Consider the following 19,961-nt stretch of genomic DNA (forward strand, 5'->3'; position numbering starts at 1 on the left):
TCACTTCCCGCTAATTTCCGATGAGATCGTTTCGATGAAATTGTTCCGTATGGCGGCTCTCGCCTGGCGAACCGCATTTTGAACGGCGGTGGCGTCGGAAGAGCCGTGCGCTTTAATGACGATCCCATCAAGACCTAGAAGCGGTGCGCCGCCGTGTTCCTTATAATCCATTTTGCTGCGGAGCCGTTTCAAGCCCGGCATTAAAATCGAGGCGGCCAGCTTTGTCAGCCAGGAACGGGTAAATTCCTGTTTCAATACGGAAAATAGCGCCCCCGCCGTCCCCTCGAGCGATTTCAGTAAAATATTGCCGACGAATCCGTCGCATACGAGCACGTCGCAGTTCCCGTTCAATACGTCGCGGGATTCGACGTTGCCGATAAAGCGGATCGGCGCCTGTTCCAGTAAAGGATACGTTTCTTTCGTCAGTTCGTTGCCTTTCATCGCTTCCGTTCCTACGTTGAGCAAGCCGACGCGCGGTTTTTTCACGCCATATACTTTTTCCCGGTAAATGCTCCCCATGATGGCGTATTGCAGCAAATGCTCCGGCTTCGCATCCATATTCGCGCCCAGATCGAGCGCCAGCACGCCTTGATCGTTCATCGTCGGAATGATCGGCGCGAGCGCGGGGCGCTCGATTCCTTTCATCCGGCCGACCACGAGCAATCCCGTTGCCATGAGCGCGCCGGTATTGCCGGCCGATATCATCGCCTCCGCCTGTTTCTCCTTGACAAGCCGGCCGGCAACGACCATGGAAGCGTCCTTCTTGCGCCGCACCGCCTTAACCGGCTCGTCGTCGGCGAGGATGACTTCCGAGCTGTGATGCACCCGAACGTTCGCGGGTTTCGTTCTTTCCGCCAAGAGCCGTTCCAACTCGGCTTCGTCCCCGACCAGAATGATCTCCGTGTCTGTCCATAACTGCGCGGCCGCGATCGCGCCTTCCACATTGCTGACCGGCGCGTGATCGCCGCCCATCGCGTCAATGGCAATCCTCATTCCTGGTTCACTCCTTCGCTGCCCGCTTCGTTGCCGGAACGATAGATAACAAAATTTCCTTGAAAAACCATCTCTTCCCCCACATACGTAAATACTTCGACTTTCGCTTTCCCTCTTTGACCGGATATGGAGCGCACATACGCCTTGGCGATGCATTTTTCGCCGAGATGAACCGGACGTATAAACCGGATATCCGCGGAAGCGGTCAAGGCGATTTCCTCGTTAATGACGGCGACGGCGAGCGAATTCGCCTGCGCGAATACATGATGGCCGCGCGCGATATGCGTACGGGAGAATACATGCTCCTCCCTTATTTCAAAGATGGAAATGCCGCTGCGGTCAAGCTGCAGATCGATAATATCTCCGATGATTTCGTGCAGCGGCAGCGAGCGTACGGAATCGTACGAGCGCTCGGCCATCAATTTCAGCCGTTCCCTCAGCTCCGGTATGCCCAGCTCCATCCGGTCGAGCCGTACCGTCTGAATGCTTACTTTCAACTGCCGGGTGAGCTCCTGGTCGGTTACGAACGGATTGTCTTCTATGATTTTGACTAATAATTGCTGCCGTTGTCTTTTGGGTAAACGTTCGATGTCCCGCACCACCTTTCCAGCCGTATTCAAAATCTTGAATCGCAATATGTATTTCAAGTCGTTCGTTTCAACCGCTTCGTCCATCTCTATCCATCGGCGCGACCGGCCGTTATTGACCCGTTCCTTGTTCACCGGTATCTAGAACCTGGTACTAGTGCTAAGTATATTAAATAATCGCTCAAAAAACAAACAAAAAAACTCCCAACGAGAGTTCATCGAAGTGAGCGCCCGCTCTTCAACGCTTGCAATGGATCCTATGCGGCCAATTCCGGCTTTGCGCCCTTGAGTATGTTGTATTCCTTACAATATTCGCATCATTGCCGCAGCCATCCCGCGCCCCAACGCCTTCATTACGGCAAAAAAATAGCACTCCACCATAGATGAAGTACTACTTAAGCGCATTATTGGCTAATGATTTCTCTAGATTTGTATGTTCCGCAAACTTTGCAGACGTGGTGAGCAAGCTTCAATTCGCCGCATTGCTCGCATTTTACCATTCCAGGCACCGCCAATTTAAAGTGAGTGCGACGTTTGTCGCGACGCGTTTTGGACGTTCTTCTTTGAGGTACTGCCATGTTCCCACCTCCTTACTATAATTCCGGATGTTTTCGCAATCGTCACTTTTGAGATTTGAAAAAATCTTTCAGTCCCGCAAGCCGCGGGTCGATTCGCTCGTTTGAACAGCTACAGGCTTGTTCGTTCAAATTTTGCCCGCAAGTCGGGCATAAACCTTTGCAATCCTCGCCGCACAACGGAACGTAAGGAAGATTCATGTACAATGTTTCTTCCACATACGGCTTGATATCGACCTGATCTTCGGATACGAAGATCAATTCTTCGTCTTCGTCGGCCTCGGCTGGATTCTCCATTTGTTTAAACTGTTCGTGGAACGGAATGACGTATGTTTCGGTGAGCGGAGCCAAACAGCGGGAACAGTTCAGATCCATCCGAACGTGCAATTCCCCGCGAACGTCGACCACAGACTCCGGCGCGGGGCTCGCCTGCAGGTCGACCCGCAGCGGGCTGATCGACGTAATGTCGTTCCGGCCTTCGATAATGTGATTGACATCGATCGTTTGATGAAATTCGGCGGTCTTTCCTTTGCCGATTTCGCGAAAATGAAAATGCATATCATCACTCCAAACAAACAAAGATTATTATAGCGATTCAGTTGCGCTTTTGTCAACCTTATTATCGCCGTGATATAGTAAGATATGAACCGAAACGAAAGGATTTGTGGGTGTTGAGAACGGTCGGAATCATTGTCGAATACAATCCGCTGCATAACGGACATGTTTATCATTTCCATCAATCGAAAGAACAAACCGGCGCGGGCGCCGTAGTCGCGATCATGAGCGGCCACTTTCTGCAGCGCGGCGAACCGGCGATCGTCGACAAATGGGCGCGCGCGGAGATGGCGCTCGCCATGGGCGTCGATCTCGTGCTCGAGCTGCCGGTCGCCTATGCCGTGCAGCCGGCGGAATGGTTCGCCTACGGCGCCGTCCGCGCGCTCGATGCGACCGGCGTCGTCGACGCGCTATGCTTCGGCAGCGAGTGCGGCGAGCTGACGCAGTTGCGCGCTCTCGCCAAGCTGCTCCGCGACGAGCCGCCGGGCTTGCGCGAGCTCGTCCGGGCGGAGCTGAAGCGCGGCGCCAGCTACCCGACCGCCTTCGCCGCGGCGGTCGCCGCGTATGCGGCCGCAAGCGCTTCCGGCGTTGTCGACGCCGCCGATCTGTCCGCGCTGCTCGCCCAGCCCAACAATACGCTAGGGCTTCATTATTTGATCGCGCTGGAACGGCTTCGGAGCGCGATCGAACCGTATACGGTAGCCCGCGTGAAGGCGGGATACGGCGAAGAGCGCTTTACCGACGCGCATATTGCCAGCGCGACCGCGATCCGCAAACGAATGGCCGGCGGCGATCCGGAGCCGGTACGGCCGTACATGCCGGAAGAGGCCTACCGCATACTGCGGCGGGAAATCGCGGCCGGACGCGGGGGCATCGGCTGGGAAGCGTTCGCAGGCCCGTTGTTCCACAGCTTGCTGGCGCGATCCGCCGCGGAATTGGCCGGGCTGCATGAGGTGAACGAAGGCTTGGAGCACCGCATCAAGCAGGCGCTGCCCCTATTGCCTTCCGTCAGCGTCGCTGCGCTGCTGGCCGCGCTCAAAACGAAAAGGTATACGCATACGAAGCTGCAGCGCACCTTGACCCATATTTTGCTGCAGCATCCGAAACGGCTTCTGACGCCCGACAAGTTGCGGCAAGGCGCCGGCTATTTGCGCGTCCTCGGCTTTTCCCGCCAAGGACAAGAGCTGTTAAAGCGCATGAAAAAGACGGCGAAAGTGCCGGTCGTGACGAATGCGGCGCAATATGCGAACAGGACCGGAGCCGATCCTTTGTTCGCGCTCGATTTGCGCGCCTCCTCCGTGTACGCCGCCGCAACCGCCGCCTCTTCGCCGCGCGCATTGTTCCGCGACTATTACGAACCTCCGCTCCGCCGCTAATCTTTGTCCGGGAGCTGCGTCAAATAGTCCAGCGCCTCATCCACCGTTTTGACGGGAACGAGTTGCATCGACGATTTGATCTGCTCCCATTTCCGCTTCGCTTCGGCGTAATTGTCTTGCGGCACGAAAAAGATATCGGCCCGCTGGCGGTCCGCCGCGACGATTTTATGCTGAACCCCGCCGATAATGCCTACCGATCCGCTCGGCGTCACCGTTCCCGTGCCGGCGATCCGGTAGCCTTTGCTCAAATCTCCCGCAGTCAATTGATTATAAATTTCCAATGTAAACATCAGTCCCGCAGAAGGCCCCCCGATATCGCCGGCCGAAAACGTAATTTGCTTGGACGGATCGTCCGCTTTCACTTTTTGCACGATGCCGAGCCGAAGCCCAAGCGCCGCCCGCGACTTCCCTTCGGGATCTTTGATTTCGATCAACTGGGCTGAGACGACCGTTTCTTTGCCTTTGCGCAGTACGGTAGACCGGATCGTATCTCCGACACGGTTGTTTTGCAGCGCGTAAGCCATATCTTCGTACTTTTCGATCTTCACGCCGTTTACGCTCAAAATTTCGTCCCCGGACTGAAAATCGTTATGCGTTTCCAACTCGGGGATGTTGTATATAACGACCAGCTTATCGGTAACGACCTGAAACGGCACGTTCGCATGCGTATAGGCCGCCATCATCGCGTTCGATTGCGAATCGCTCATGTTGATCAATTGCTCTGTCGCGTATTCTTTTTCCGAGCGGCCGGCCAAATTATTTTTGGAAATTTGCGCGTTCGCGTCGAAGGTCGACGCCACGATCGAGACGATATTCGCGTTTTTCCGCAATACGGTCGTCAGCATAAATGCGCCGTTCTCCGTCGTGTCCGCGGACGGGATGGATACCATCGGCCGAATTTCCTCGGCGCTGCCCGGCTCGTAGATAACATAAGGCGTCGGCATAAAGACGAGAATATAAGCTGCTACGACGATGCCGAAAATATAGAGAAGCAGCTTTATGCCGCTTCTATTCGCATATTGTTTCCCCATCGGTCTTTCGGTCGCTCCTTCCTTAAGAGGCTATGCAAAAAATCCGCCGTTCGACTTTTCGAACCCCGTCTTCTTCGGCAGGTCTAAACGTACGCCTGTCCGCGTAGACATGTACTATTGCGTATGTCTATGCGAAGAGGTGAAGAATATGTTCGGCGCAATCAATCGGCACGACAGTCCGATCGTCACGGTCATTATGGGTTTTAGCGCTGTATTGCTTGTCGTTTGTATCGTCCTGTACCCCGACCAAGCGTTTCAAGCTTCGCTTCAAGGGTTATCCATTTGGTGGAAACTTGTTTTTCCCGCCTTGCTGCCATTTCTCGTGTTGTCGGAAATTTTGATCGCCTTCGGCTGGGTTCATGCCTTGGGCGTTTTAATCGACCCGCTGCTGCGGGTATTGTTTCGCATCCCCGGTGTCGGAGGCTGGGCGATGTCGCTCGGCTGGACCGCGGGTTATCCCGCCGGCGCGGTCGCCGCCGTCAAGCTGAGGCAGCAGAAAGCGCTCAGCCGGCAGGAGGCGCAAAGGCTGCTCGCATTGTCCCATGTCAGCAATCCGGTTTTTATGATTGTCGTTGTCGGCGTCGGCTTTCTGCATCAGGCGGAACTCGGTCTCATGATCGCGATCGTTCATTGGTCGTCGATCGTCATTACCGGTTTGCTGCTGCGCTGGTTCGCCCCGCCGGCGCCTGAACCGGCGCCGGAGCGAGCCGCCCCGGCTCGTTACGCCTCTGTGACAGGCGGGATGTTCGCCCGCGTCCGGCGCATGATCGCGGCGATGCGGGACGCGCACCGCCAAGACGGGCGCAGCTTCGGCAAACTGCTCGGAGAAGCGGTCGGCTCCGCCGTTCAAACCTTGCTGATGGTCGGCGGGTATATGATGATATTTTCCGTCGTCATTCAAGTCGTACGTCTCGCCGTGCCTCAGGAAATGAGCCGTTATGCGATCAACGGCTTTTTTGAAATCAATCTCGGCGCCCATGCCGTCAGCACCGCTCCGTTCGCGTCGCAAATGTGGCAAATGGCCTTTCTCGGCGCCATTCTCGCTTGGAGCGGCATTAGCGCGCACTTGCAAGTTCGCAGCATTACGCGCGCGACGGATTTAAGCTACGCTTCTTTTCTCGGCGCGCGGCTGCTGCACGCCGCGGTCGCGTTCGTCCTTACCTTCGCGTTATGGCAGCCGCTGCAACGTCTTGTAGGAGGCAACGTTCGGGCGCTCGCCACATTGTACGCGCCGCAGAATGGGGATGCTTCCCGGGAGGCGTCCGCTCCGCTTGTCGAATCGCTGTTTCGCGCATTAACGACCGTCCAGCCTTACGCGCTGCTGCTATGGCTTATTTTGCTGTTAAGCTTGATGATCGTTCTTTCGGCCGCCATCGCCGCGTTTCGTCCCCGCAAACCGTAAACGGAGCATGGGTGGTTTGGGGACGGAGTCCCAAGGGGATACTTCGCTATTCGAAGGCAATCCCATTCTAACGAAAGCACATATCGCTATTCATTGAAAATCGGCGATTTTGCCGCCTTTTCCCCTTCATTAGCGTGTTTTAGTTTCGTTACACGAGCATCAAGGTGATTTACAGGCTATTAGCGTGTTTGCGTTTCGTTAGCGCACACAGCGCGAATCGCCGGCTTTTTCCCTCATTTCCTGTTTGGTTGGGGGAATACATGCATGTTTTGCAGGAACTGGTATTCGACACGGCCAGTTGCGGCCCAATCGCGCATAACAACTTCCATAAACTCGAATCCGCATCCTTTTACGATGCAACGCTAGTGCTCCTTGCCGGCGTACTTCCCGCGCAGCGCCCGCTCCACCACCGGAGGAACCAGATCGTTGACGGGGCCGCCAAATTGCGCGACTTCCTTCACGATGCTCGAGCTTAAGTAAGAATATTTCGGGTTGGTCATCATAAATATCGTTTCGATATCTCCATCTAATTTATGATTGGTCGACGCCATCTGAAGCTCATATTCAAAATCGGTTACCGAGCGGATTCCCCGCACAATGACATGCGCTTGTTTTGTTCGCATATAGTTCACCAGCAAATCGCGGAAGCTGTCCACTTCAACGTTAGGCAAATGCGCCGTAACCTCCATCAGCAGATGTTTCCGCTCCTCCACCGTAAAAAGCGGGTTTTTGCTCGTATTGTTAAGTATAGCGACGATCAGTTTATCGAAATGCTTCGCCGCGCGTTGAATAATATCCATATGTCCTTGGGTTACCGGATCGAAGCTGCCCGGGTAGACGGCTACTCTCGGCGTCCGTTTTGTTTGTTCGGTCATGTTGGCTCCCCCTTAGAGTTTTGTGAGCGTTACTTCTTTGATTTGCTGCGAACAAAACTTGCTTCGGAAGCATACGCTTTGTTTTGTGAGCGTTACTTCTTTGATTTGCTGCGAACAAAACTTGCTTCGGAAGCATACGCTTTGTTTTGTGAGCGTTACTTCTTTGATTTGCTGCGAACAAAACTTGCTTCGGAAGCATACGCTTTGTTTTGTGAGCGTTACTTCTTTGATTTGCTGCGAACAAAACTTGCTTCGGAAGCATACGCTTTGTTTTGTGAGCGTTGATTCTTTGGTTTGCTGCGAACAAAACTCGCTTCGGAAGCAAGCGCCTAGTCTTGGGAAGCGAGATAGCAATATACGGCCACCTTCGTGTCCCCGTAAGTTGAAAGCTTGACGCAACGGAACGCGTCGAACGTCTCGGGATAATGATGCTCCGCATCGAATTCGACAAGAACGGTCGCTCCTTCGCGAACCAATTTTTTTTGCGCCATCGATATCATTAATTCGTCCATATCCTTCATACGGTAAGGAGGATCGAGGAAAATAAGATCGAATGCGGCATTGCGCTTCTCGAGCGCCTTAAGCGCCCGTACGGCGTCATTGCGGTATACTTCCGCCTGCTCGGCCAAATTCGCGGCGCGCAAGTTGTGCCGGATCGCCTCGACGCTTTTCGGATCTTTATCAATAAAGACGGCGCGCTCCATCCCCCGGCTTAAAGCTTCGATCCCGAGTCCTCCCGTCCCCGCGAATAAATCGAGCGCGGCCCCTCCTTCAAAATAAGGACCGATCATGCTAAATATCGCTTCCTTCACTTTATCCGTCGTCGGCCTCGTGCCCATGCCGGGCACCGCTTTTAACGGACGGCCTTTCGCCTTGCCTGAAATTACTCTCAATGAAGTTCCCCCGCTTTGCTGCATTTCCCAACATTATGATCGCTTATGTTATCGTACCACTTGAGCCGTCCGATGCCAAGACTGGCGCAATCGGCCGGCAAGCTGATCTTTTCCTTTTCATGTCGTTATTATTACAATATTTCCCCGAATGTATAATTCCGACAAGATGGGCAATACTTAAATTATCGACATCATCGAATGTCGTAGACAACCGCGGAGAAGACTTACGTTTCCCCATAAGTTCTTCGTCCGGTTTCTCCTCTCCCATGATGGGCGCTCCGAAAGGGGCGCCCGAATTATTTTACGGCCGTAAGCTCAAAGTCCCGCCGCCGGGGCTTTTTTTGCGGCACAAAAAAGATCGCTCCCCCAAGCCTCTTAAGGCCGGTGAAGCGATCTTTCTTGCTTATGAGTTTACGATTGTGGATTTCTGTTTCTGCCCATCATGCCGGCCAAACCGATCAAACCGAGCAGCCCCAGCCATCCCCAGTTGCCGCCGTTCGTTCCCGTATTATAGGCGCGGTAATTGGTCGTTCCTGTCGTTACGCCGTTGTAATTAGTCATTCTTTGCCCTACGTTGTTGCCCGTTCTCGTCACTCCAGCGTTATCGAAGCCGGAATCGTAAGTACGGTAACCGCCTACTCCGTTTGTGGTCGTGCCGTAATTGGTCGTAGTGGTGCCGACGCCTGTCGTCGTCGTACCCGTCGTTGCAACGGTTTGTGCGCTAGCCGAAAAAGCAACGCTAACCGTCAGCAACATAGCGGCCGCGAAACAAAACAATGCTTTTTTCATGATATATATCCTCCTTGGTATGTTTAGGTGGTATTTGTAAGTTAGGATTTGTACAAATACATTATTTATTCACCATGATTCATGTATTTATTTCCCATACCAGGCGAATACTCATAAATCGTTACTGCGATTGCTTGAGGGGTTTCGTGTATTTCCTTTCATGCTCCGGTTCGATATGAATAAATACTTTAGGCCGATGGAGCACCTCTTGAATATCCTTCTCGATGCGGTCGCATAGATGATGCGCCGTTTCAACATTAATATCGGACGGAACGACCAAGTGGAAATCGATATATTCTTCGGGCCCGGACCTTCTCGTTCTCAGATCGTGATACTCGATAAACTCGTTGCTGTAAGAATCGATAATATGCCGGATGCGGCCCTCCTCTTCTTTGGACAATCGGGTGTCCAATAAAGGCAGGAACGACTCCTTTCCGAGCGATACGGCTTCCTTCATAATATACAGCGCTATCGCGATACCGATCAGGGGATCGAGAATATGCCAGCCGGTCAAACTGACCAGCAGCAAGCTCACAGCGACCCCTAACGACGAATAAACATCGGTCAACAGATGCAACGCGTTGGAACGCATCGCAACGGACTGAATTTTTTCGCCCGTTTTTTTCACGTATCGTCCGACTACGAAATTCACAGCCGCTCCGATCAGCATAACGGACACGCCCAACATCGGCAGCCGGATCGGTTCGGGGTGAAGGAGCTTGTGAACGGATTCGTATATAATCCATATTCCCGCAACAAAAATAAGCAATGTTTCAATCGTGCCTGAAATGTTCTCGAATTTGCCGTGACCGTACGGATGCTCCTTATCGGGCGGCCGGGAAGAAATTCGAACCGAGAAAAATGCGATCACGGACGCCATCAAATCGAGCGAGGAGTGAATCGCTTCGGAAACGACGGCGACCGATCCGGTAATGATTCCCACAATAAGTTTCAGCAAAACGACAAACGTATTGCTCACAATAGATAAACCGGCTACTTTCGTTGGCTGCAACATAATCAATCCTTTTCCATCAAACTCTATCATCATGCTTGAATTCTATATTATCCGATGAAGTTTGTGTGGGTCTAGAGAAACATTGTTGCCTCAAAACTTATTTATTATAAGCAGCCAACTTTGTTTGGCATAAGGAAAACATTTTTCATCGCACAAAAACGCTACGTGATCAAAAGATGACTTTTTGAACAACCTATTCAAACAGGCGCATTTTGCTTTATTTTTGCACGATAAATCTGCTTATTCTCAATAATTCGCAGCGGTGCGGTCCATTGTTCCGTGTCCGGCAAAGTATCCACCGCATCTTCCACCGCCTGCAACTTCGCGTCCAACTGATCGATGTAATGCAGCGCTACCGCTTCGGGAATCTGCGGCTGCACCGGACTCCCCCATTCCCCCAAATTGTGATGCGATAAAATGAGATGCTGCAAGAGAACGACCGTTTCGGAATTCGTATCGATGCCGCTTGCAATTGCCGCTTCCACAGTCCAATTGGCGGCCAATGAAATATGCCCGAGCAATTTGCCCGTGAAGCTGTAATCCTTCACGATCCCAAGTTCGGCGTCCATCTCTTCCGTTTTCGCGATATCGTGAATGAGGATGCCCGCCAGCAGCAAATCCCGGTTAAGAAACGGGCGTTGCTTCGCTACGAATTCCCCTAACTCAAGCATTCTGACAATATGGTACGCGAGTCCCGCATAAAAAGCGTGATGCATCCCTTTTCCGGCCGGATAATGCATCAGCTTATCTTCGACTTTGGCGATAACGTACTGGACAATCGTTCTCATGTCTTCATCCGTAAGGCTTGCCGCGGTTCTTTTCATAACGCCCACCAAATCGACAGGCGGGACCGGGGCCGACCGGATAAATTCCGTCAGCGAATAGCCGTCTTCATCGGTGGCCGGCCTCATCCGGACGACTTTGAATTGCAGCTTTTCCCTGTATGTATGAACAATACCTTTTACCTTCACCAACATCGGCGCGAAATAGGTCTCCTTGTCGGCCGGCGCCGCATCCCAGAATTTAGCGGAAATTTCCCCGCTTCGATCGGCCAGGATCAGATCGAAATAATCCTTCGGCGGCGTGCCGTTCGTCTGCTTGACCGCAGCGCTTTTCAGCAAATAAAATCCCGTTATTTCGTCCCCGTCGGCAAACGTTTTAATTAAACTCATTGTATTCCTCTCCCATTTCAAAAAATTAAATCGACCGGCATCCATGCTCCTATCCATTATATCATGCGATTGACAGCCTTTATTGCAACAATTTATGATCGATGCCCTGTCCTTTTTATCGTTGAAGAATACAATACTTTAAGGAATTATATTAAAAGGGCGCTCTATCAACGCCCGCAAAAGGAGGGAAACGTATGGTATTCCATCTTTTGTTCCAGCTTGCTCTCATCGTTATCGTCATTCGTTCGGTCTATGTCGCCTATCAAACGATTACGAGGAAATCATGGTTTGAGATGCTGTTCCACATTTCCATCGCTATTGCGGCATTAAATTTTATCGATATTTTAAAACTTTAGCGCAGACGTGGCTCCTAAGTAAGCAAAGACAGCGAAGAGCCCAAGGATTCTCTTGGGCTCTTCATGACGCTAACCGGCTCGGTTAATCGCCGAAAGGAATATATATTGGAAAGGGGACGGTCTGAAAACACCGGATTTATTCCGTTTTCTTACCAGCTTGCGATAAGGTTGTCTCGGAAGCCGGCGGTTCGCCGCAAGCGTCCGAATGTTCATTCGTCCGGGCTTTGGCGGAATGATGGATCGCTGCGAGCAACACGGCGCACGACAAGAGTGATACGGTTATTTTATCCGGTTTCATAACTATCCTTCCCCTAGATTACTCTTTTTCACGATTACATAGTTACAGTATACCGGCGCAACATTAAAACAAAATTACGCCTATATTAAAATTAGATTAAATTATGTTATTGCCATTCTTATAGTGCGTGTTCTAAAAGTCGACTTTTCAGCACCGAGAAGGTTGCGAGAACCCGAAGAAGGAGGAGCGGAGTGTAGGCAAAACCTACATGAGCACCGGACTTCGAGGGTGAACGCAAGATTCGATGTCGATTCCGCTCCCAATATACTCTTCGTGATCAAAAGTGGACTTTTTGAACAACCTCTTATCATTGCCCATCCGCCGGCATATCGTCGGACGATTCCGCAGGAGCATCCGTTGCCGCATCCTCGTCATTCGCCGGCGCATCTCCGCTATCCGCCGCCGGGTCCTCCACATTGGAATCCGTTGGAGCCTCTCCCATGTCACCTGTATCGGTCATGCCCCCCGTATCCTCCGTGCCGCCTTCCGGAACGTCAGTCATGCCGTCCGTTGTCGTATCGCCTTGTTCCACGCCCGAATTCGTATCGTCTACGGACCCGGGATCCGCACTGCCCGAACATCCTGCCGCCACCAACATCACTGCAAGCGCCAAAAGAACCAATACATTTTTTTTATTCCATTTCATTTCCTATCCCTCCATATATAGACGTTTTCATTTTAGGTATCTCTTTGAACAAAGCTTCGAGTTCTCTTATGGGATCACATGTTAATCCCTCCTTTTTTTGTGTTAGTTTGTACTGTACAGACCGAGTCTGAAAGCAGCATTAAATGAACATTAAAGTTTAATTAAATTAAAAGGTAAATATTTACATTAGGACTGACTCTGTCTTGCAGGCAAATGAACAAAAAAAAACATGCCCGCTTAGCGGACATGTTCGTACTCCATTCTTTGTTCTGACGTCCCTTGTTATTCCCATGGATATTTCGTGAGCAGATAGTCGGCGAATTTTTTGCTTTCTTCTCTTCTGATTTTCCGCATTTCCGCCCGTTGCGGCGCGGTTTCGTGCATTTTATGCTCCTCTTCCGTTTCGGGAATGACCTTCGGCACCGGCACGGCTTTGTTATGCTCGTCGAGCCCCACGAACGTCAAAAAAGAGGTGGCCGCTATTTTCCGCTCTCCGGTTCGTAAATCTTCCGTAATGACTTTCACGAACACTTCCATCGAAGTTCTTCCCGTCCAGGTGACGAACGATTCCAAAGAAACGGAATCGGTGGGACGAATCGGATAGAGAAAATCGACCGAATCGGTAGAAGCCGTTACCGCAGTGACACGACACAGTTTGGAAGCGGATATGGAAGCGATGTCGTCGATATAGGACATTAATTTGCCCCCGAACATCGTTTCATGATTGTTGACGTCCAAGGGAAACACTCTTGATGTCTTAAAACATCTCGTCTCTTTGATATAAACGCCGTCCATGCTTGCTTGTTACGCCTCTTTCGTCGCGGTTTCTTTTCTTCAAACGGGAGACTCATCAAACCATTTCGTTTTTGATATTTGTTCCTAGTTTGCCATCATATCTCCATAAAAATACGGCACCTCTCAGGGTGCCGCAAGAGATGCTTACAGCCTAACCGGATACGCCCGCGCTTTCGTTATAAGCCGTGCCCGCCAACCGTTCCATTTCCTTAAGCACTTGCCCGCCTATACAGTCTACCACCGTATAATCGGTTGCGGTCGCGTAAACGGCCCGCAGCCGAAGACGCAGCGAATAGGCGGCAGCCAAGCAGGCCGTCGCCTGCTTCATGGCAGCCGAATAGTCCGACTTCACCCGCGCCAACTGCTCCCTATACCGTTCGTCGGTTCCCGGTTCCATCGTCCGCTCGTACATATCGAGGATTTCGTCGCCTTCCCTGCTCGGATTGTGCTCATGAGGAGCCGTACTGTCGAAAATCGCCGTCCCGAGCTCCGGGACGATCACCATATCGATACTGTTCGGGTCGAAGCCGCAATGGAACATTTCCACGTGAAAGCGGCGTTTCTCGGCTTCGGCGGCCAGCTTTTTCAGCATTGTCGACTTGCCGGAACCCGGACGTCCCTTGATAAAAATTCGCTTGCTCGCCCCCTCCGTAATGTTGGGCACATAATCGACAGCTCCCTGGGGCGTCGCCGCTCCAAGGAATAAATGCCTTATGCCGCCTGCTTCGTTCGTCCCTTGGCCGCTATCGCCGAATAATTCGGCCATAAGCTCCTCTACGACCCGATCCGCCTTCTCGAACGACATGTTCCCGATATAAATCTGTTCCCATTCGTCATGGATGCGCAAAGCGCGCTGAAAGCATTCGTACGCCTCACGATGCTCCGTACCGATTCGCTCCAGCAAATTTGCAATTTCCTCCCGGCGGTCGGCCAATCGCCCCGCGTCTACGGCTTCTCCGAAATCGAAAGTTTGCACGGCCGTCCCCGGCAGCGCCGTCTTCGCATCGGCAAAGGCAGAGCCGTCGACGACGCCGATCCGCAAATCGGCCGCGATCAACCCGTCCAGCGTTTCCGGATCCCGCGGGCTATGGAACAGTTCCAAGCGTTGCCCTCGACCCGACATATCCTCTGCGATACGGCGAATGAGCGAAGATTTCCCCGTTCCCGGTTCTCCTTGCAGCACAATGACATGCCGCAGCCCCCGAAAAGCCGATTCGTACAAGCTGTGCAAACCCCGCGCCGTATTCCCTTCCGCAAAAAAATGTCTCGTTGTGCCGAACATATTCGAACCTCTCCTTTCTGTCTGCAACTATCCATTGTATCATATGCGAGCGTCAAATAGGTGTGTTTGCCCAGCGGAAGCGGGCGGAAACAAAAAAAAGCGCATCAAATCGTTGCCGATCCGTGCGCTTTCTTATTCTAATTCTTTTGTCAAAAAAATGTCCAACGCCTTATCTCCCTGCTTTCTTACCCGTTCCTAACCGGCAATGCAATCTTTCCTTTCACGCCGTAGTGAACGGTCCATGTAATCATTTTCCCTGCGATGCTGACCGCAAGAATCGTATACAACGTTTCGGCGATCGGCAAATAAACAAGCGACAGCAATAATACGATCACGTCAAACAATATGAACATCGTTCCGATTGAAATTCCGGTCCACTTGCTCAGAAATAAAGCCAAGATGTCGTCGCCGCCCGTCGCTCCGCCGAAGCGAAGCACGATCCCGGCTCCGAATCCGGTCGTTACGCCCGACAATATCGCCGCGATGAGCATATTATGGCGAAAGTCCATGACCAAAGGCGAGAAGCGCTCGAACAAATCGTAAAATATGGACAGCGAGGCTGCGGCAATTACCGTATTGAGCAAAAAATTGCGCCCTTTCACAAACATCGCAGCGACAATGATCGGAATATCGAGCATCAGCATCGTAATCGCAGGCGACCAGTCAAACGCGTACTTGCCCAGCAATGCCAAACCGACAAAGCTTCCTTCCGCCAAATTATTCTGAAAATTGATGTGATAGTAACTAAAAGCCAAAATAAACGTACCGATTAAAATGACAGCAATTTGTTTACCCTGTTGAATCCGTTCTTCTTTTCTCCTCATATAAGTTCCCTCTTATCGTCGTTGGTTTCGTTTCAAACGTACAACCAACCACGTGAAGAAACTTCGAGGACTTCATCCTTCGCATCATCACACTCTTCTTTCGTAATTGGTTGTTGGCAAGCCGACATATCAACCAATGACGAAGCTAAGTGTAGGAGAGATCATAACGTTTCCAGACTGTCCTTTGGGAATTCGTCCTTCGGGGACACATGGTATCCTGATCCTTTCTTTTTTTGAAATGATACATTTATTATACCACAACATGCATCGTTTAAGAAGAAAGAATTTTCAGAATATTTTGTCTAATAAAGGCGGTTTTTGTATCGGAAACGTTCACCTTTCGGCCGTTTTTTCTGTGACTTAGATCACAATTCACTCCCTTTACCGGTACTATACTGGGACTCATGGCGATATGCCAAGGGATGCAACACATTATACGATGGAAAAAGAGGGATGAACGATGTTGAATCAACGAACGATATCATTAAATCGACTGTACCGGTGTTGGAGACGAACGGCCGGGCTATTACGGAAACATTTTACAAGCTCTTATTTGCGAACTACCCCGAACTTTTAAATATATTCAATCACGCCAACCAACGGCAAGGCAAACAGCAGGCGGCGCTGGCGAATGCGGTATATGCCGCCGCGGCCCACATCGATCGGCTGCATGCGATCATGCCGACGGTCGAGCAAATTGCGCATAAGCACCGTGCGCTCCCAACACCCTGCCCCCGCGCTCGCGGACGGGGTGTTGGTTTATTTTTTGCAAATCGCGAAAATTCCGCTTGAAATGAGAATCCGTATTCGCTATTCTGAATATAATCATAACAGGAACATATGTTTGATTATTGGAATAAATTATACAACCGTTAAGGAAGTGTTCGCATGAAAACCGTTCCCCAGCAAACGGAAGAAGATTTCCTGCTCGTCAAACAATACGTGCTGCTCCCGATCTTGCTCGATGTACTGGAGCGGGATATTAACGTTCTTGGAACCGTCCGTTTAAAGATGCCCGAAGTCTATATTAACCATCTGCGCCAGGTGCAAGATCAAACCCACAAAGATTTGGTACGAATCAGAAACAGGCTGAAGACGCGCGGCATTCGCGTATATGAGGAGAATCGAACGGCAAATGGCATCGAAGCCCTTTATCTTTGCCGCGGATACCACCGCAAATTGTCCATGCTGTGGAGTGTCGTGAAGTCCGACATCGAAAGGGGGCTTACCCGGTATCTTCAGAATTGAAATTTTTGACAAAACCTCGCTCGCTTCCCCTGCCTTCTTCTTTTTGCTGCTTTATCGATAACTTATTTGCTGTAGATTTAGGAGTATCTTGGCGATTTTTACATTCTAATTATTCCCATTGCATTACGAACGTACATTCTGTATATAATAAGAATACACGTTCGTATTGGGCGGCGTGTACCGACTTTGTTAGCACTTCTCCGAATCGATTATAGGAGTGAATTGCCATGCATCAAGAGCGAACCATTATGTTAATTGACGGACAATCATTCTATGCCTCGATTGAAAAGGCGGGCCGGCCGGACTTAAAAAACAAGCCGGTAGCCGTAGGCGACCCTTCCAGAAAATCCGGAATCATTCTGGCCGCTTGCCCGGTGGCCAAATCACGCGGCGTAACAACGGCCGAAAGAGTGGGCGAGGCGCTTGCGAAATGTTCCGATTTGGTCGTCATACGGCCCCGAATGCAAACTTATATCACCATATCCTTGCTTCTTACCGAGATCTTCGAGTCCTTTACGGACCAGGTCGAACCTTATTCCATTGACGAACAGTTTCTTGATATTACAGGTTCTATCGGTTATTTCGGGGCGCCGGAGGAGATTGCCCGCGAGATCCAAACGCATGTCCTGCTATCGACGGGAGTTTGGACGCGTTGCGGAATTGGACCAACGAAAGTGTTGGCCAAAATGGCTACCGACAATTTTGCCAAAAAGACGTCCAAAGGCATCTTTAAACTTGGCTTCGACAATTTGGAATCCGTATTATGGCCGTTGCCGGTGCATCGAATGTTTATGGTCGCTTCCCGAATGACTCGGCATTTTACGCGCATGGGTCTTTGCACGATCGGCGACATTGCACGTCTGGAACTGAATGATTTTAAAAGGCGCATGCGGCGGGAGATGGGTAAACAAAGCGATATACAGGCGGAATATTATTGGCAGACGGCGCGTGGAATAGACCCCAGCCCTGTCGTGGCAAGCATTCGCAATCAATTAAAATCGGTTAGCCACGGCAAGGCGCTCAGAAGCAGCCTTTATCGGAAGATGGAAGATATTGAGGTTGTGCTGCTGGAATTGGTGGTGGAGGTTTGCCGCCGCAGCAGAAGGCTGGGTTATATCGGGCGGGTCGTGTCCGTCGGAGCGGCGGAAACGGATGGCCAACGTTCGGCCTCGTTTCATAGACAGGTAACGATTCCTCATCCTACCTCCCTTTCACATGAAGTCGCATCGGCGGCTCTCGGAATTTTCCGTAAACATTGGAGCGGCATGCCCGTTAGCCACCTCTATGTTGCATTGACCGAGTTGACAGACGATAACGTTATTCAGCTTACTTTTTTCGACGACCGAATCAAGGCATACCGCCTGGAAAGAGTAACGGATGAGATTAAGGATAAGTATGGCAGCGCCGCTATTATGAGGGCATCGTCGTTACTACAGTCCGGAGTAGCCCGCGAGCGGGCGGAACAGATTGGAGGCCATTACAAATGAGCAAACTGGACGGCAACGAACGGTGGAAGTCCAAAATGCTGCTTACCGAGCATCAAGAACAATACGAACATCGCCACGACGCAAAGAACTCCCGGAAACGGCCTACGGAGGACGAGTTGATCATGATCCGGGACTGTATCCTGCTTCCGTACATGTTAAGCATGGTACAAAAGAGCATCGAAGACATAGAGAACCGTTCCAATCTTCTAAAGCAGCTTTATTTGACCGCAGGCCGGGTATTAATGAACCGAATAAGTGCGGATTTGTACAGACTGCGCCGCGAATTGTCAAGGCGTAATATTAAAATCATGAATGACGAGCAAGCGGATATGGTAATATATCACCGTTTTATTTGCAGAGGATACGAGGAACGCTTTGGAATGGTTCGGGATGTTATGCGTTCGGAAATCAGCATTCGATTGTCCAAATATGTGAAAGAATTGGCCGGCCGAATGAGTGCAAACGAATAATCGTTACTGCCATTAAAACAATGTTTCAAATAAAAGAAATATGTTCAATAGGACGACTAAAAAAGCGATGATCCAAGCCAATATCGTTGTCAAGCGGCGATTCACTAATCCCCCCATAATATTCCTATTGCTTGTAAACATAATGAGCGGTACCAGCGCAAAAGCAATTCCAAATGAAAGCACGACTTGGCTTATCACTAGCGCATTCGTCGGATTGACGCCTGAAATAATGATTAGCAGCGGCGGAATCATCGTAATCGCTCTTCGGATATATAAATGGATTCGTTTGTTAATAAACCCTTGCATGACGATATCGCCCGACAATGTACCGACGGCGGAACTTGATAATCCCGCTATAAGCAAACCGAGAGCGAATGAAATCGAAGCAGTCGGTCCGACATACTTATGAAATTCGTCGAAAGCAATACTTAAATCTTCTATAAACAAGCCGTATTTATGAAACAATGCCGCCGACACGACCAGCATGCTCATATTGATCGCCCCCGCGACGACCATTGCTATAATAATATCGATAAGCTCAAATTTGAAAATTTGCTTTTTTTCTTTCTCGTTCTTTCCGACGACCCGATTTTGGGTAAGCGAAGAATGCAGGTAAATGGCATGCGGCATCACCGTCGCGCCCAATATGCCGGCAGCGAGCAGAATGCTATCCGTCCCTTGAAACCTTGGCGTAAATATACTTTTGGTCACAGCGGCAAAATCGGGTTTCACCAAAAAGATTTGGACCGCAAACGCCAATACGACAATAAAAACCATGGAGCCGATGACGGCCTCAAAAGTACGGTATCCCCGCCGCTGAAACTCCAATATGGCAAATGATCCGACAGCTGTAATCGCGGCAGCCGGAACCATCTGAATATGAAATAATAAATATAATCCTAACGCAGCCCCTATAAATTCCGCCAAATCCGTTGCAATAATGACAAGTTCGCTTTGAATCCATAAAAGAACGGAAACGAATTTAGGTATTCGTTCTCGTGCTACCTCGGGCAAATTTTTCCTTGTTGCGATGCCCAGCTTAGCCGACAGGGATTGAATGAGTACCGCCATTAAATTGGAGACGACAATGACCCACAGCAAAAGATATCCGTATTTCGACCCCGCTGTAATGTTTGTTGCAAAGTTGCCGGGATCAATATAGGCAACAGCCGCTATGAATGCCGGGCCCAGGAACGGGAAAATTTTTTTTACGCCTGACAGCTTCCCTTGCAGCGCCGCCTGTGCTTTCCGGGAGGTTTTTTGGGTCGGGGTTCGGTTCTTCAATGTCATCC

At 50.8% G+C, this 19,961-nt stretch carries 23 protein-coding genes and 1 pseudogene; 8 read left to right on the plus strand and 16 right to left on the minus strand.

The annotated features are described in order from the left end of the window. From plsX to KQI79_RS19540, 4 genes are all read right to left on the minus strand, one after another. Nucleotides 1-993, minus strand: coding sequence for a phosphate acyltransferase PlsX (gene plsX / locus KQI79_RS19525; protein WP_216539979.1), 993 nt, complete (start codon nt 991-993; stop codon nt 1-3). Then, on the minus strand, nt 990-1,595 hold the full coding sequence (gene fapR, locus KQI79_RS19530) for a transcription factor FapR (RefSeq protein WP_230193018.1): 606 nt from the start codon (nt 1,593-1,595) through the stop codon (nt 990-992). Before fapR ends, plsX begins: the two co-directional genes overlap by 4 nt. Before the next feature lie 389 nt (nt 1,596-1,984). Beyond that, the gene (gene rpmF, locus KQI79_RS19535; protein ID WP_036645943.1) at nt 1,985-2,158 is read right to left on the minus strand and encodes a 50S ribosomal protein L32; all 174 of its coding nucleotides are present in this window, start codon (nt 2,156-2,158) and stop codon (nt 1,985-1,987) included. A gap of 42 nt (nt 2,159-2,200) precedes the next feature. After that, the gene (locus KQI79_RS19540) at nt 2,201-2,713 is read right to left on the minus strand and encodes a YceD family protein (protein ID WP_216539980.1); all 513 of its coding nucleotides are present in this window, start codon (nt 2,711-2,713) and stop codon (nt 2,201-2,203) included. A gap of 113 nt (nt 2,714-2,826) precedes the next feature. Here KQI79_RS19540 and KQI79_RS19545 point away from each other — a divergent pair, with 113 nt between their 5' ends. Continuing rightward, on the plus strand, nt 2,827-4,086 hold the full coding sequence (locus tag KQI79_RS19545; RefSeq protein ID WP_216539981.1) for a nucleotidyltransferase: 1,260 nt from the start codon (nt 2,827-2,829) through the stop codon (nt 4,084-4,086). On the opposite strand, the gene KQI79_RS19550 is transcribed toward KQI79_RS19545, so the two are convergent. Further along, nucleotides 4,083-5,117, minus strand: coding sequence for a YlbL family protein (locus KQI79_RS19550; protein WP_216539982.1), 1,035 nt, complete (start codon nt 5,115-5,117; stop codon nt 4,083-4,085). The two genes, KQI79_RS19545 and KQI79_RS19550, sit on opposite strands and share 4 nt — an antisense overlap. 148 nt (nt 5,118-5,265) lie before the next feature. On the opposite strand from KQI79_RS19550, the gene KQI79_RS19555 reads away from it, so the two are divergent. After that, complete coding sequence (locus KQI79_RS19555; RefSeq protein WP_216539983.1) at nt 5,266-6,519, plus strand: nucleoside recognition domain-containing protein; 1,254 nt, start codon at nt 5,266-5,268, stop codon at nt 6,517-6,519. 362 nt (nt 6,520-6,881) lie between these two features. Here KQI79_RS19555 and coaD read toward each other — a convergent pair whose 3' ends face one another. Then, nucleotides 6,882-7,394, minus strand: coding sequence for a pantetheine-phosphate adenylyltransferase (gene coaD / locus KQI79_RS19560; protein ID WP_216539984.1), 513 nt, complete (start codon nt 7,392-7,394; stop codon nt 6,882-6,884). Here coaD and KQI79_RS19565 point away from each other — a divergent pair. Next, on the plus strand, nt 7,383-7,679 hold the full coding sequence (locus KQI79_RS19565) for a hypothetical protein (RefSeq protein WP_216539985.1): 297 nt from the start codon (nt 7,383-7,385) through the stop codon (nt 7,677-7,679). The two genes, coaD and KQI79_RS19565, sit on opposite strands and share 12 nt — an antisense overlap. A 44-nt stretch (nt 7,680-7,723) precedes the next feature. Here the strand turns inward: KQI79_RS19565 and rsmD are convergent, their stop codons facing one another. From rsmD to KQI79_RS19585, 4 genes are all read right to left on the minus strand, one after another. Beyond that, nucleotides 7,724-8,287, minus strand: coding sequence for a 16S rRNA (guanine(966)-N(2))-methyltransferase RsmD (gene rsmD, locus KQI79_RS19570; RefSeq protein ID WP_216539986.1), 564 nt, complete (start codon nt 8,285-8,287; stop codon nt 7,724-7,726). A 411-nt stretch (nt 8,288-8,698) separates the two neighbouring features. Then, nucleotides 8,699-9,076, minus strand: coding sequence for a WGxxGxxG family protein (locus KQI79_RS19575; RefSeq protein ID WP_216539987.1), 378 nt, complete (start codon nt 9,074-9,076; stop codon nt 8,699-8,701). A 121-nt stretch (nt 9,077-9,197) separates the two neighbouring features. Continuing rightward, the gene (locus KQI79_RS19580) at nt 9,198-10,091 is read right to left on the minus strand and encodes a cation diffusion facilitator family transporter (RefSeq protein ID WP_216539988.1); all 894 of its coding nucleotides are present in this window, start codon (nt 10,089-10,091) and stop codon (nt 9,198-9,200) included. A 197-nt stretch (nt 10,092-10,288) separates the two neighbouring features. Then, entirely contained in the window at nt 10,289-11,263 is a 975-nt protein-coding gene (locus KQI79_RS19585; protein WP_216539989.1) for a 3'-5' exoribonuclease YhaM family protein, read from the minus strand. 194 nt (nt 11,264-11,457) lie between these two features. Between KQI79_RS19585 and KQI79_RS19590 the strand changes: the two genes are divergently transcribed. Then, nucleotides 11,458-11,619 (plus strand): hypothetical protein, encoded by a 162-nt coding sequence (locus tag KQI79_RS19590; protein ID WP_216539990.1) that lies wholly within the window; start codon nt 11,458-11,460, stop codon nt 11,617-11,619. A gap of 136 nt (nt 11,620-11,755) precedes the next feature. On the opposite strand, the gene KQI79_RS19595 is transcribed toward KQI79_RS19590, so the two are convergent. From KQI79_RS19595 to KQI79_RS19615, 5 genes are all read right to left on the minus strand, one after another. Continuing rightward, on the minus strand, nt 11,756-11,917 hold the full coding sequence (locus KQI79_RS19595; protein ID WP_216539991.1) for a hypothetical protein: 162 nt from the start codon (nt 11,915-11,917) through the stop codon (nt 11,756-11,758). Nucleotides 11,918-12,224: 307 nt separating this feature from the next. Then, nucleotides 12,225-12,563: a hypothetical protein gene (locus KQI79_RS19600; protein ID WP_216539992.1), complete on the minus strand. Its 339-nt coding sequence runs from the start codon at nt 12,561-12,563 to the stop codon at nt 12,225-12,227. A 282-nt stretch (nt 12,564-12,845) separates the two neighbouring features. After that, on the minus strand, nt 12,846-13,358 hold the full coding sequence (locus KQI79_RS19605) for an acyl-CoA thioesterase (RefSeq protein ID WP_216539993.1): 513 nt from the start codon (nt 13,356-13,358) through the stop codon (nt 12,846-12,848). A gap of 151 nt (nt 13,359-13,509) precedes the next feature. After that, the gene (locus tag KQI79_RS19610; RefSeq protein WP_216539994.1) at nt 13,510-14,640 is read right to left on the minus strand and encodes a PRK06851 family protein; all 1,131 of its coding nucleotides are present in this window, start codon (nt 14,638-14,640) and stop codon (nt 13,510-13,512) included. A 185-nt stretch (nt 14,641-14,825) separates the two neighbouring features. Further along, nucleotides 14,826-15,464, minus strand: coding sequence for a YitT family protein (locus KQI79_RS19615; protein ID WP_216539995.1), 639 nt, complete (start codon nt 15,462-15,464; stop codon nt 14,826-14,828). Between the two features lie 453 nt (nt 15,465-15,917). Between KQI79_RS19615 and KQI79_RS19620 the strand changes: the two are divergent. The 4 genes and pseudogenes from KQI79_RS19620 to KQI79_RS19635 all read left to right on the plus strand — a co-directional run. Further along, nucleotides 15,918-16,184 (plus strand): annotated as a pseudogene (locus KQI79_RS19620) (globin domain-containing protein); the annotation flags it as partial. 168 nt (nt 16,185-16,352) lie between these two features. Beyond that, nucleotides 16,353-16,712, plus strand: coding sequence for a YhjD family protein (locus KQI79_RS19625; RefSeq protein WP_216539997.1), 360 nt, complete (start codon nt 16,353-16,355; stop codon nt 16,710-16,712). 227 nt (nt 16,713-16,939) lie between these two features. Continuing rightward, the gene (locus KQI79_RS19630) at nt 16,940-18,199 is read left to right on the plus strand and encodes a DNA polymerase IV (protein ID WP_216539998.1); all 1,260 of its coding nucleotides are present in this window, start codon (nt 16,940-16,942) and stop codon (nt 18,197-18,199) included. Next, nucleotides 18,196-18,669: a YhjD family protein gene (locus tag KQI79_RS19635; RefSeq protein WP_216539999.1), complete on the plus strand. Its 474-nt coding sequence runs from the start codon at nt 18,196-18,198 to the stop codon at nt 18,667-18,669. The genes KQI79_RS19630 and KQI79_RS19635 overlap by 4 nt, the downstream gene beginning before the upstream one ends. 12 nt (nt 18,670-18,681) lie before the next feature. Here the strand turns inward: KQI79_RS19635 and KQI79_RS19640 are convergent, their stop codons facing one another. Further along, nucleotides 18,682-19,959 carry an Nramp family divalent metal transporter gene (locus tag KQI79_RS19640; protein ID WP_216540000.1) on the minus strand — a complete coding sequence of 426 codons (1,278 nt, stop codon included), beginning with the start codon at nt 19,957-19,959 and terminating at the stop codon, nt 18,682-18,684. Nucleotides 19,960-19,961: the final 2 nt, after the last annotated feature.

Source organism: Paenibacillus sp. MSJ-34, from assembly GCF_018918005.1.
Classification (GTDB): domain Bacteria; phylum Bacillota; class Bacilli; order Paenibacillales; family Paenibacillaceae; genus MSJ-34.

Bases quoted from the DNA above. Each gene is read 5' to 3' on its own strand.
- plsX (WP_216539979.1), bottom strand. From the start codon at position 993: ATGAGGATTGCCATTGACGCGATGGGCGGCGATCACGCGCCGGTCAGC.
- rpmF (WP_036645943.1), bottom strand. From the start codon at position 2,158: ATGGCAGTACCTCAAAGAAGAACGTCCAAAACGCGTCGCGACAAACGT.
- KQI79_RS19540 (WP_216539980.1), bottom strand. From the start codon at position 2,713: ATGCATTTTCATTTTCGCGAAATCGGCAAAGGAAAGACCGCCGAATTT.
- KQI79_RS19550 (WP_216539982.1), bottom strand. From the start codon at position 5,117: ATGGGGAAACAATATGCGAATAGAAGCGGCATAAAGCTGCTTCTCTAT.
- KQI79_RS19555 (WP_216539983.1), top strand. From the start codon at position 5,266: ATGTTCGGCGCAATCAATCGGCACGACAGTCCGATCGTCACGGTCATT.
- coaD (WP_216539984.1), bottom strand. From the start codon at position 7,394: ATGACCGAACAAACAAAACGGACGCCGAGAGTAGCCGTCTACCCGGGC.
- KQI79_RS19575 (WP_216539987.1), bottom strand. From the start codon at position 9,076: ATGAAAAAAGCATTGTTTTGTTTCGCGGCCGCTATGTTGCTGACGGTT.
- KQI79_RS19580 (WP_216539988.1), bottom strand. From the start codon at position 10,091: ATGTTGCAGCCAACGAAAGTAGCCGGTTTATCTATTGTGAGCAATACG.
- KQI79_RS19585 (WP_216539989.1), bottom strand. From the start codon at position 11,263: ATGAGTTTAATTAAAACGTTTGCCGACGGGGACGAAATAACGGGATTT.
- KQI79_RS19590 (WP_216539990.1), top strand. From the start codon at position 11,458: ATGGTATTCCATCTTTTGTTCCAGCTTGCTCTCATCGTTATCGTCATT.
- KQI79_RS19595 (WP_216539991.1), bottom strand. From the start codon at position 11,917: ATGAAACCGGATAAAATAACCGTATCACTCTTGTCGTGCGCCGTGTTG.
- KQI79_RS19600 (WP_216539992.1), bottom strand. From the start codon at position 12,563: ATGAAATGGAATAAAAAAAATGTATTGGTTCTTTTGGCGCTTGCAGTG.
- KQI79_RS19605 (WP_216539993.1), bottom strand. From the start codon at position 13,358: ATGGACGGCGTTTATATCAAAGAGACGAGATGTTTTAAGACATCAAGA.
- KQI79_RS19610 (WP_216539994.1), bottom strand. From the start codon at position 14,640: ATGTTCGGCACAACGAGACATTTTTTTGCGGAAGGGAATACGGCGCGG.
- KQI79_RS19615 (WP_216539995.1), bottom strand. From the start codon at position 15,464: ATGAGGAGAAAAGAAGAACGGATTCAACAGGGTAAACAAATTGCTGTC.
- KQI79_RS19625 (WP_216539997.1), top strand. From the start codon at position 16,353: ATGAAAACCGTTCCCCAGCAAACGGAAGAAGATTTCCTGCTCGTCAAA.
- KQI79_RS19630 (WP_216539998.1), top strand. From the start codon at position 16,940: ATGCATCAAGAGCGAACCATTATGTTAATTGACGGACAATCATTCTAT.
- KQI79_RS19635 (WP_216539999.1), top strand. From the start codon at position 18,196: ATGAGCAAACTGGACGGCAACGAACGGTGGAAGTCCAAAATGCTGCTT.
- KQI79_RS19640 (WP_216540000.1), bottom strand. From the start codon at position 19,959: ATGACATTGAAGAACCGAACCCCGACCCAAAAAACCTCCCGGAAAGCA.